Origin of the sequence: Candidatus Accumulibacter meliphilus, from assembly GCF_036625345.1 — a bacterium.
GTDB classification, from domain to species: Bacteria; Pseudomonadota; Gammaproteobacteria; order Burkholderiales; family Rhodocyclaceae; genus Accumulibacter; species Accumulibacter meliphilus.
Genome location: NZ_JAZKTZ010000019.1, coordinates 25,749 through 36,386 on the forward strand (window position 1 = coordinate 25,749; position 10,638 = coordinate 36,386).

Sequence of the window (10,638 nt, forward strand, 5' to 3'; positions counted from 1 at the left end):
GCGAAAGGCAAGAGGCAACAAGATGAGCATGACGAATCAGTATGAACTAACTCCGCAGCAAGAGAATTTCGCACAGGAAGTCGTAAGCGGCGAGACGCTTTCCGACGCCTATCGGGCCTCGTACAAAACTGCCCGCATGACAGCGAAGCAGATTCACGAAGAGGCGAGCAGGCTGGCTGCGAACCCCAAGGTAGCCACAAGGATTCGAGCGATGCAGGCGGCGGCGGCAGAGATCGCCACGCTAAAGGCAGCGGACATTCTTCGGGAGGTCAAAGCACTGGCCCTGGCCGACATTGGCGGGATTATGAACGAGGACGGGCAGCTCAAGCTGCTGCACGAACTGCCGCCGGAGCTTCGTCGCGCGGTGGCTTCGTTCGAGGTCGACAAGGATGGCGTCGTCAAGTATCGCTTCTGGAACAAGCTCGACGCGCTGGAAAAGGCGATGAAGCACCTTGGCCTGTACGAGAAGGACAACGATCAGCAAGCAAATCCGCTGCGGGAACTGCTCGACTCCCTCGGCGGGGCGGTAATCGGAGTGTCGAGCGGGAAGTCACGGAGGAAGCAATGAAGTCAGCGGCGAGAAGGAAAAGCGATTCAACCTTTCAAACATCAGGCGATCATCCTACCTTGGTTGATGCCACATTGCGCAGCGAGAACGACATGAAGAATAGAAAGAAGTGCATGGCCAACGGCGGGGTTTATCCGAAAGAGCGCTCGACGCAGGAGGCTCAAGAGCCGGAATGGCAAAAGAGCCTCAAGACGGCATGGGACGCCATAACGGGCAACGAAGCGCCGCCGGCAGCCCGCACGAAAAATCTGGCCGCCTTGTCAGGGCCGCGAGACGCGATTGTCGAGCGCAAAAAGAAGAACCTCGACGCGCTGAACTACGCCAAGGGCGGGGTAATTCCCGTGAAGGGGCGCGGAACGACCACCTCAGACAGCATCCCGGTCGTGGTCGCGGGCCGGGAAGTTGGCCTGTCGGACGGAGAGGGAATTGCCACGCTGCCAGCCAAGACCATGAAGACGCCGGGCGCCATCGACGCTATCGAGTCGATCATCCAGGCGACCAACGACGGCAAGCCGCCGGTTCCGACAAAGGCTGGCGGGCGCGCTGCGGGCGGCGTGGATGACCTGGAGAAAAAGAAGGTGGTGCCGGCCGGGGACAAGGGCGCAATCAAGCGCGATGGCAATTCGTTTTCGATGGCGCCAGCGCCCGCCGCGGCAGCAAAGCCGCAAACCGCATCCATTGCCGACAACTCATACGACTATGCGTCAAGAGGGCAGATGGCCCCAGGGCCTAGCGTTGGGTCTGTATGGCCGAAGCTCAAAGACGCTTTTTTGTACAACAGCGACGTGGCGGCAGGGAAGCAAGATCCTGCGGGAATTGCGGCAGGCCTGCCAAAGACGCCCGTTTATTCCGCTGCGGCAGACCGCAAGATGGGCGTGCCGAACTATCCCGTGCAGCAGGCTGACCAGACAATCGCCAGAAACACCGGCAACGCGGGCGACGCCAAGCACAACCCGGATGCCGGAATGTTGAGCTTCACAGATCCGAACTTCGACGTGTCGCAACAGCAAAACTCGGCGAAGTTCTCTGACGGCCGGTCGATCGTTCTGACGGGCCAGGGCATTGATGGCGGACTTCCCGCGGCCGGCGGCAACGTCGACGCGAACGGCAACAGCATGGCGCTGACGCAGGACTACCAGCGGCAGCTAAACAACCAGCGCGCCGAGCAGGCGCGAGTCGATGCGCGAAACGCCGTTCCGGCCGGGCCAAGCTACGCCGAGCAGCAGCGCGCCAAGGCGGACCGCTTCACGCAGTTCGTGAACGAGTCGAATACGGCGCGCCTGGCGCATGACCTTGGCACGGGCGGCGGCACGGCGAAGACCAACGCCGGGCGCATTGCGGCGCTCAATGACATGCGCGAAAGGGATGCCGGAGTGCGCAACAACCTGACGGCAAGGGCCAACGAGGCGACGCGCGCGCAGGGCCGCATCGACGAAGCGGGAATCGAAGGTCAAAATAGGCTGGCCGGAATCGACCAGATCGGAATCAACCAGCTCGATGTTGAGCAGCTTCGCCAGCAAAGCCCGGCCTCGCAAGCCCAGGTGGCCGCGGCGCAGCTTCAGCAGCAGCAGGCCCGAGGCAGCATCACCGACGCGGATCAGATTCGCAATGCGCGCATGGGTATTGCTGCGGCGTACCAGTCGGGCGACCCGGCACAGATCGAGGCGGCCAAGCGGCAAGGTATCGCGTATGGGCTGTTCAAGCCTGATGCGCCGCCGGAATACAAAACAACGACCAATCCTAACGGGTGGGTGGTCACGACGGACGAGCGCACTGGCGCCGGACGCTACATTGATGCCAGCGGGAAAGTAACCAGTCTCCCGGCAATTGGCAGCTCCGCGGCACCGGGCGAGCCCGCAATGAAGGACCGCAAAGTCGGTCAGATTTACCCCTCTCCGAAAGGCCCGGTAAGGTGGACCGGCAAAGGGTGGGAACTGGTGGAAGCCGCATAGCGCAGTGGCGGCACGCCGTGACGAAAGGCCCCCTGCAGCTCAATGGGTTGGCGAGATAGCCGAAGCCGATGACATCGACCCTAGAACAACCCGCTATGCAGGGGAGTTTGTCAATCTAGCAGGGGGATAACAAGCTGGGCCAAGAGGTGTCTATTGCTTTGCTGCGGCTGTCCCGAAGACTTCTTCGTCAGATAACCCGCGACCGCTAGGCGCAGCCCCAAAAAACTCTTCATCGGAAAGCCCTCTGCGAGTCGGGGTGCCGTGCAATTGGTCAAGAATACTTGTTGCCGCCCTAAACTCCTGCTTGAAGGCCTGCTTGCTCAATGTTGCGAGAAGCAGAGTACCCACCAGCAGCGCGACGCTCACCGAGGCTCCCGCCAAGAACCTGAACGAGCCGACGCTGCCTTGCGTAACCGCCGTTCCAGCTCTTTTGTCCCACGGGGTGCTACCAGTTGCTTTCAGAAGTCTGTAACCCCGCCACCAGAAGAAAACTGACGCGGTTGGGAAGGCAAGATAACACCCATTGCCGCTGACCCACACCCAAAAAGCTCTGCGGAAAGCGCTCGCGGTATCCAAGACCCCGCCTCGTTCGGTCCTGATGCGAAGTCCGAACGCAGCCTTGCCTATCGTGGTGCCGAATTCGGAGAGGGCAATTGCTTCGTATGCGAGCAAAGCAATCCCGAAGACCAGAAAGCCCAACAGCACTGCTTGCAATGGTCCAAGCGACCAAGTTGGCAGCGACATTTCCATAGCCACTCCCGCAACGAACACCAATACCGTGACGACACCAAGATCGATGGTTCGGGCAAAGAATCTGGCCCACGGGGCAACTTGGACGGTCGCGCCTACAGGCGGCACTGCCTTTCGTTGGTGGGCGACTTCGGGAACGGCATGAGTATCCGGCGAAGTCGATTCATCTTGGCCCCTGCCGGGGTTCCGGCTGCGCTTGAGAAAGTCCACACGCTCGCGAATGTACCGCGCCTTTGTCGCTCGCTCGTCGCCGTTTTCGAGAGCAAAAGCCTTGGTCCAAAGCCCTTCCTCCCGGCGATTGATGGACAACTCCTTGGCAACAATCGCATACAACTTGGTGTCATCATCGCTATTCATTAGTCATGCACCCCTCTACATCCATCCAGCGATTACGAAGGCGCCGACGCGGCAGATACTGTGCGGAGGCAGAAGCGTGGTTACAACGACGGAGCGCGCGAGCCGGTCTTAACCATCTCGATGGCCTCGTCGCTGCACATCAGCGATGCGGGTTTGGCGTCCGGAGAAAAGGCGGACGACCGCCACCAGTGCGGTATTTTTTCGTCCGTCGCATGGCTTCCAAGTTTTGGGCGGCCGTGTGGGGAGCTTCGTGCTCGCCGGTTCCTATTCCCGGTACGCCAACCCGCACGGTCTTGCCCTCCTCGATTGGCGTCGGGGAAGGCGGGACATGCCACCGCCCGAAAAGGAGTCACACCATGCCCAAGAACCCCGGCGCCGATGCGCGCCAATCCCGCACGCTGCAAAGTCTCGACCGCTTCACCCCTGACGGCATCACCGCCCTGGCCGCTGTCGGGTTGGTTCTGCTCGACGCCATCAACAAGGCGCGTCTTGTCGTCAATGAGGCGCACCTATCGCACGACATGGCCATCGCGCTCTGGCGCGTGGTCGATGACCTGTACGACGTTCAGGACGCGCTACACGGCGACGCAAGCAAACTGCCTGCAGCCCTGGCTTCGTTCCTTGATGCTGCGGAGGCGTGCCATGAATGAGCAGATACCGACCAATCGCCCGGCTATCGACTCGTCCGTCTACGACTTTGCCCCTGGCGCGACGGCTGACGACGTTCAAGAACTGATCGAGAAGAAGCTGGAGCGCCTTGACGCCATGCTGCTGATGACATGGGGCGTTGGCGGCGAGACGTTCGGGCGCGTGCTCGACGCGTCGGCCCGAGACAGCTACCTATGGGCGTGCAGCGAACTGGTCACCGAGATACGAGAACTGTTTGGCTTGCAGGGGGGACTGCAATGAGAGCCGACGCCCACGCACAAGCCGAATTCGAGCCGAAGCCATACTTCGCCACTGCCGGCAACGCTGCGCAGTTCTTCGTCGTCAGCGAGGACATTACGACCGAATGCGCGCTCGAAGGGGCTTCGATGTTTCTGTCGTCAGCCGCCAGCCTGGGCAGCAACTCGGACGCGCTAGACGATGGCGCCCGGTGGGCAATCGTTCACCTCGTTGAAATGGCCAAGGCCCTTGTCGACACCGTCGTCAATGCTCAGATGGAAAGCGGCAGGGAGTAGCGGCCCGGCGCCAGGCAATGCGCCGACCCGGCCGCGCGCCGGGTTTTTCTTTGGTGCGACGGATGCGGGCTGAAAAAACTTGCCTACCATCTGCCTACCAGGTGCGCAGACAACAAAAAGCCCGACCTTGTGAGCCGGGCTAAGTGTCTGCTTTACTGGTGCCGCTGGGCGGAATCGAACTGCCGACCTTCGCATTACGAATGCGCTGCTCTACCGACTGAGCTACAGCGGCACGGTGATTCTTGAAGCATGTGCAGGGTCGGCATTTTAGCAGCGCCGACGGATATTTGGAACCGCTATTTGCGGCCCGAAACACTGTCGCCTGCTCGTCGGCGCACTCGCCGCGAGCGCAAGCGAGAAAGTTAATCGAGCCTGGCCAGGGTCGACTTGGCCAGGGGCGGATTCAGGGCCAGGTACTTTTTTATCCCCGAAAAGATGGCCGAGGCCAGTTTGTCCTGGTAGGCGTCGTCGTTCAGGCGCTTCTCCTCCTCCGGATTGGAGATGAAGGCGGTTTCGATCAGGATCGACGGAATGTCGGGCGCCTTGAGAACGGCAAAACCGGCCTGTTCGACGTGCGCCTTGTGCAGGCGGTTGATACCGCCAATCTCGCCGAGGACCGCTTTGCCGAGCTTCAGGCTATCGCTGATCGTTGCCGTCTGCGAGAGATCGAGCAGCGTACGCGCCAGGACCGGGTCGTTGACGGCGATATTGACGCCACCAATCAGGTCGGAGGCGTTCTCTTTCTGGGCCAGATAACGCGCCGCCGAACTCGTGGCCCCGCTCTCGGAAAGAACGAAAACCGACGACCCATTGGCGTCCGGCCTGACAAAGGCGTCGGCATGGATCGAAACGAAGAGGTCGGACTGGATTCGACGCGCTTTATCCACGCGTGCGCGCAGGGGCACGAAGAAGTCCGAGTCACGAGTCAGGACTACACGCATGTTCGGGTCGGCCGCAATTTTCGCGCGCAAGCGCTTGGCCACCGCCAGCGTGACGTGTTTTTCGTAGCTGCCACCGCTCCCGATCGCACCAGGATCCTCGCCTCCGTGCCCCGGATCGAGGGTGATCGTCACCAGACGATCGATGACCGACCGGCCCCGCTGTTTGCTCACTGGCCGGTGCTCGGCGAGTTGCTCGGGCTTGGCGTCGATCTTGGCATCGGTGCCTGCTTCGGGCCGGCTTTCGGCGATGATCTCAGGCCGGCTCTCGACGGGTGCGACTTTCCAGTCCTTGCTGTCGAGCAGCGAGAGCAGTGGATCCGGTGGCATTGACGGATAGACGTCGAGAACCAGGCGATGCCCGTAACTACCCACCGGTGCCAGTTCAAAAACCTGCGGTGCGACCTCGGTCTTGAGCTCCATCACCAGACGAACGACGCCCGGCTTGTGACGCCCGGCGCGCAGCAGCTTGATATTGGGATCGTCGGGAAGCACCTTGCTGGAAAGGCTGTCGAGTACGCTGGTCAGCTCGATGCCTTCCAGGTCCACGACCAGGCGGTCTGGATCTTTGACCGTGAATTGAGTGTATTTCAATGGTGCGCTGAGTTCGATCGTCACGCGCGTGTACTCTGCTGCCGGCCAGACGCGAACGGCAAGAACAGCCGGACTTCTCCTGGCAGACGCTTGCGATACCTGGCTGACTGTTAGAAACAGCGAAGCACCGGCAAACTTGATCAGTCTCCGGCGTCCTGCCAACCGCTCTTCAGCGCGTTCAGACATTTTTGTCCCTCCTCGGTACTCGCAACCACGTCCAGCGTCCGACCGTTCCCGCAAATATGGAACATAAGGACGATGTCCGCCGCAGGCACCTGCCCGGCAGCCTTTTGGGGCCACTCGACCAAGCAAACGGCATCGTCTCGGAAATATTCGCCAAGCCCTGCATCAACAAACTCTTCTGGAAAGTTGAACCGATAGAAATCAAAGTGATACCAGTATATCCTCGAAATCACATAAATTTCAACCAATGCGTAGGTGGGGCTTTTTACGGGGCCGACATGGCCGCGCGCGCGCAACATGGCGCGCACCAGGGAGGTCTTCCCGGCGCCGAGGTCGCCGTCGAGCCAGACCACCATCCCCGCAGCGAGCAGGGGCGCCAGTTGGCGGCCAAGCTCGGCGGTCGCGGCGTCGTCGGAGAGATGCAGACGGACTGCCGACTGGTTATCATCGCTGCTATGCAAGAAGTGAACTCCCAAACAGGCGCCGCCAGCGGCCTGGCCGATGGCCAAGGCGCTTACGCCGCAGTAGCGAAAAAAATCAAGAACTGGGGTCAGGAACTGGGCTTTGCCGCGATCGGCATCGCCAGGGCCGATGTATCAGCCGCAGCACCGTGGCTGATGCGCTGGCTTGCGCTGGGCCGGCACGGCGAAATGGATTATATGGCCAAACATGCGGCGCTGCGCGCGGCGCCGCCGTTGCTCCTGCCGGGCGCCCTGTCGGTCATTTCGGTACGGCTGGCTTACTGGCCCGCGGCTGTCGATGCGCAAAAGGTGCTCGACGATGCCGAGCTGGCCTACGTCTCGCGCTACGCGCTCGGGCGCGACTATCACAAGACCGTCCGCCAGCGGCTGCAGAAACTCGCCGATCGTCTGCGCCAGGAGGTGGCGACGCTGGACTTGGCAGAGCCCTTTGCCTGCCGCGTGTTTTCCGATTCGGCACCGGTCATGGAAACCGACTTCGCCCGTCAGGCGGGTATCGCCTGGCGCGGCAAACACACGCTATCGCTGACACGCGAGGGTTCCTGGCACTTCCTGGGCGAGATCTACAGCACCCTGCCGCTGCCCCCCGACTCTCCGATTACCGAGCATTGCGGCGACTGCCGTCGCTGCCTCGACGCCTGCCCGACCGCGGCCATCGTCGCGCCCTACGAAGTAGACGCCCGGCTATGCATTTCGTATCTGACCATCGAGCTGCACGGCACCATTCCGGTCGCCCTGCGGCCGCTGATCGGCACGCGCATCTACGGCTGCGACGACTGCCAGCTGTGCTGCCCCTGGAACCGCTTCGCCCAGATCGGCGACCCCGACTTCGCGGTGCGCAACGGCCTTGACGCGACGCCATTGACGACCCTCTTCGCCTGGAGCGAGGAGGACTTCAACAACCGCCTGGCCGGCAGCCCGATCCGCCGCATCGGCCACCTGCGCTGGCTGCGCAATATCGCCGTCGCCCTTGGCAACGCACCCCGCTCGCCGGCCATCATCGAAGCACTGTGCTCGCGACAGGACGACCCCTCGCCGCTGCTGCGTGAGCATGTTGCCTGGGCACTCGCGCAGCAGCACTCATCAGCCGGCTGATCGTCAGCAGCCAGCCCTCCCGCAAGCACCGTCATTGTGCGGAGCGCTTACATGTTCGGATAGTTCGGCCCACCGCCTCCCTCGGGCGCTACCCAGCGGATGTTCTGAGTCGGATCCTTGATGTCGCAGGTCTTGCAGTGAACGCAGTTCGAGGCATTGATCTGCAGACGCGGGCCGGCGGCCTCTTCGACGATTTCATAGACTCCCGCCGGGCAATAGCGCTGCTCGGGTGAAGCGTATTCCTTGAAGTTGACAGAAATCGCCTTGCTGCTGTCGAGCAACTGCAGATGGACCGGTTGCTCCTCCTCGTGCGCCGTATTGGAGATGAATACCGACGACAGGCGATCAAAGCTCAAGACGCCGTCTGGCCGCGCGTACTGGATCGGCTGATGGCTCGCCGCGGGCTGTAATGCTTCGTGGTCGCTGCTTTCGTCCTTGAGGGTGAAGAACATGCGACCGCCGCAAAGATTCTGCTGAATCCAGTTGAAGGCGCCGCCCGCAAACGTGCCGAACTTGTGCAGCGCCGGCCCGAAATTGCGTGCCTGGTGGAGTTCGGCGTACAACCAGGAAGCCTTGAAGTTCTGCTCATAGGCGACCAGGTCGCTGCGCCCTGCAGGGTCCGCCTGCAGCGCGGTGTGCACGGTTTCGGCGGCCAGCATCGCCGACTTCATGGCCGTATGAATACCCTTGATCTTGGCGAAATTCAGGGTCCCGGCGTCACAGCCGATCAACAGCCCGCCAGGGAAACTCTGCTTGGGCAGGCTGTTGAGCCCCCCCTTGGTGATGGCGCGCGCCCCGTAGCACAGGCGTTTGCCGCCTTCCAGATACTTCCTGATCTGAGCCTGCGACTTGAAACGCTGAAATTCCTCGAACGGCGATAGATAGGGATTGGCGTAGTTGAGATCGGCGATCAGCCCCACGGCGACCTGATTGTCGGCCAGGTGATAGAGGAAGGAGCCGCCGCTGGCGCCATGTTCGCTAAGCGGCCAGCCAGCGCCATGCACGACCAGGCCAGCCTGGTGTTTTGCCGGCTCGATCTCCCACAGTTCCTTGATCCCGAGACCGTAGTGCTGTGCGGTCGCAGCGGCCGCCAGATCGAATCTGGCGATCAGTTCCTTGCCCAGCTGTCCGCGCGCCCCTTCGGCGAACAGCGTGTACTTGGCGTGCAGCTCGAGGCCCGGCTGGAAATTGTCCTTTGGCTCGCCGTGCTTGTCACGTCCCAGATCACCGGTCGCCACGCCCTTCACCGAGGCGTCGTCGTGATAGAGCAACTCGGCAGCCGCGAAGCCCGGAAAAATCTCGACGCCCAGAGCTTCCGCCTGTTCGCCCAGCCAACGGCACAGGCTGCCCAGGCTGATGATGTAATTGCCGGTGTTGTGCATCGGTGCCGGCACGGCAAAAGCGGGCAGCTTGACGGCCGCGGTTTCACTGCGATACAGATACACCTGATCTTCGCTGACCAAGGTCTGCAGCGGCGCACCCAGGGCCTGCCAGTCGGGTAGCAATTCGTCCAGCGCGCGGCTCTCGAACAGGGCCCCGGAGAGGATGTGCGCACCGACTTCCGAACCCTTCTCGAGCACCATGACCGACAGCTCGGAATTGAGCTGCTTGAGACGAATCGCCGCACTCAAGCCTGCCGGCCCCGCACCGACAATCACTACGTCATACTCCATCGCTTCACGTTCCATGGCCGCTCCCCAAGGTAGCTCAGTTTTCACAGGTGGCCGACCGTCGGCACACCGACAAATGGAGGGTGTTCTCGCTGAACGCCCATCGGTCGACACAGTTTGAGGGATATACCGCAGCCGGAAAGCGGGGTCAAGTTCGGACCGCTTCTTCGCCGCAATCATCTTCGCCAACCGGGCACTGTCAAGGCCAACGCCGATCTGCCCGGGAGGAAAGCCAGCACCACGGATCCTGCGGCTGCATGCCGAAAATCCTGGCGGCTTGCACCGTCATCAAATTCACGCCGGACCTCATTGACCGCCGTGATGCCAGCTTGTAGAATGCGCGCTTCCTCGGGGCGTAGCGCAGCCTGGTAGCGCATCTGCTTTGGGAGCAGAGGGTCGTGAGTTCGAATCCCACCGCCCCGACCAGTGGTACAAGTAGCACCAAGGCAGTACCCGCGGGAAGTCCTGCAAAGGAACCCTCGTACAGGCGCCCGTAGCTCAACCGGATAGAGCACCGGCCTTCTAAGCCGGGGGTCGTGAGTTCGAGTCTCGCCGGGCGCGCCAGATCATCAGTGGCGGTGTTAGCTCAGTTGGTAGAGCACTGGATTGTGATTCCAGTGGTCACGGGTTCGAGCCCCGTACATCGCCCCAATCACTCGAAAAGTCGAAACCAGCAGGGAGTCGTTACTTGTCGCCAGCTCTCGTCTCCTGTCGCGGCACCGCTTCGGCTCAGCGACCAACAGAAGGCGCTGCGCTCAACCGCGGACAACTCCTCTCCCCCCGGGACTGGCTTCCGGTTTCGTGCCGCACGCGCATGCCGGAAATCATGGCGCTAACGCTCATGGCCGGACTTCCGACTCGGCCCGGACGC

The 10,638-nt window shown here is 61.8% G+C and carries 10 protein-coding genes and 4 tRNA genes; 9 read left to right on the forward strand and 5 right to left on the reverse strand.

Going from position 1 to position 10,638, the window contains the following annotated elements; genetic code table 11:
- Positions 1 to 22: 22 nt before the first annotated feature.
- A complete protein-coding gene (locus V5B40_RS23825) occupies positions 23 to 568 on the forward strand; it encodes a terminase small subunit (RefSeq protein ID WP_332356883.1) in 546 nt (181 codons plus the stop codon).
- Positions 565 to 2,520 carry a hypothetical protein gene (locus tag V5B40_RS23830; RefSeq protein ID WP_332356884.1) on the forward strand — a complete coding sequence of 652 codons (1,956 nt, stop codon included), beginning with the start codon at positions 565 to 567 and terminating at the stop codon, positions 2,518 to 2,520. Before V5B40_RS23825 ends, V5B40_RS23830 begins: the two co-directional genes overlap by 4 nt.
- 150 nt (positions 2,521 to 2,670) lie before the next feature.
- On the opposite strand, the gene V5B40_RS23835 is transcribed toward V5B40_RS23830, so the two are convergent.
- Complete coding sequence (locus V5B40_RS23835) at positions 2,671 to 3,627, reverse strand: RDD family protein (RefSeq protein ID WP_332356885.1); 957 nt, start codon at positions 3,625 to 3,627, stop codon at positions 2,671 to 2,673.
- A gap of 356 nt (positions 3,628 to 3,983) precedes the next feature.
- Between V5B40_RS23835 and V5B40_RS23840 the strand changes: the two genes are divergently transcribed.
- Genes V5B40_RS23840 through V5B40_RS23850 form a run of 3 tightly spaced genes read left to right on the forward strand, consistent with a single transcriptional unit; the run spans position 3,984 to position 4,808 of the window.
- The gene (locus tag V5B40_RS23840) at positions 3,984 to 4,277 is read left to right on the forward strand and encodes a hypothetical protein (RefSeq protein WP_332356886.1); all 294 of its coding nucleotides are present in this window, start codon (positions 3,984 to 3,986) and stop codon (positions 4,275 to 4,277) included.
- Positions 4,270 to 4,536 (forward strand): hypothetical protein, encoded by a 267-nt coding sequence (locus V5B40_RS23845; RefSeq protein WP_332356887.1) that lies wholly within the window; start codon positions 4,270 to 4,272, stop codon positions 4,534 to 4,536. The genes V5B40_RS23840 and V5B40_RS23845 overlap by 8 nt, the downstream gene beginning before the upstream one ends.
- On the forward strand, positions 4,533 to 4,808 hold the full coding sequence (locus tag V5B40_RS23850) for a DUF3077 domain-containing protein (protein WP_332356888.1): 276 nt from the start codon (positions 4,533 to 4,535) through the stop codon (positions 4,806 to 4,808). The genes V5B40_RS23845 and V5B40_RS23850 overlap by 4 nt, the downstream gene beginning before the upstream one ends.
- Before the next feature lie 156 nt (positions 4,809 to 4,964).
- On the opposite strand, the gene V5B40_RS23855 is transcribed toward V5B40_RS23850, so the two are convergent.
- The 3 genes from V5B40_RS23855 to tsaE all read right to left on the reverse strand — a co-directional run bounded on the left by V5B40_RS23855 (position 4,965) and on the right by tsaE (position 6,984).
- A tRNA-Thr gene (locus V5B40_RS23855) sits at positions 4,965 to 5,040 on the reverse strand.
- A gap of 130 nt (positions 5,041 to 5,170) precedes the next feature.
- Positions 5,171 to 6,526 (reverse strand): N-acetylmuramoyl-L-alanine amidase, encoded by a 1,356-nt coding sequence (locus V5B40_RS23860; RefSeq protein ID WP_332356889.1) that lies wholly within the window; start codon positions 6,524 to 6,526, stop codon positions 5,171 to 5,173.
- A complete protein-coding gene (gene tsaE / locus V5B40_RS23865; RefSeq protein WP_332356890.1) occupies positions 6,481 to 6,984 on the reverse strand; it encodes a tRNA (adenosine(37)-N6)-threonylcarbamoyltransferase complex ATPase subunit type 1 TsaE in 504 nt (167 codons plus the stop codon). Before tsaE ends, V5B40_RS23860 begins: the two co-directional genes overlap by 46 nt.
- On the opposite strand from tsaE, the gene queG reads away from it, so the two are divergent.
- On the forward strand, positions 6,979 to 8,097 hold the full coding sequence (gene queG, locus V5B40_RS23870; protein ID WP_332356891.1) for a tRNA epoxyqueuosine(34) reductase QueG: 1,119 nt from the start codon (positions 6,979 to 6,981) through the stop codon (positions 8,095 to 8,097). The genes tsaE and queG overlap by 6 nt on opposite strands.
- A gap of 47 nt (positions 8,098 to 8,144) precedes the next feature.
- On the opposite strand, the gene V5B40_RS23875 is transcribed toward queG, so the two are convergent.
- Entirely contained in the window at positions 8,145 to 9,785 is a 1,641-nt protein-coding gene (locus tag V5B40_RS23875; protein WP_332356892.1) for an electron transfer flavoprotein-ubiquinone oxidoreductase, read from the reverse strand.
- A gap of 331 nt (positions 9,786 to 10,116) precedes the next feature.
- Here V5B40_RS23875 and V5B40_RS23880 point away from each other — a divergent pair.
- The 3 genes from V5B40_RS23880 to V5B40_RS23890 all read left to right on the forward strand — a co-directional run bounded on the left by V5B40_RS23880 (position 10,117) and on the right by V5B40_RS23890 (position 10,418).
- Positions 10,117 to 10,193: transfer RNA gene (locus V5B40_RS23880), tRNA-Pro, on the forward strand.
- Positions 10,194 to 10,254: 61 nt separating this feature from the next.
- A tRNA-Arg gene (locus V5B40_RS23885) sits at positions 10,255 to 10,331 on the forward strand.
- 11 nt (positions 10,332 to 10,342) lie between these two features.
- Positions 10,343 to 10,418, forward strand: a tRNA-His gene (locus V5B40_RS23890).
- Positions 10,419 to 10,638 lie beyond the last annotated feature (220 nt).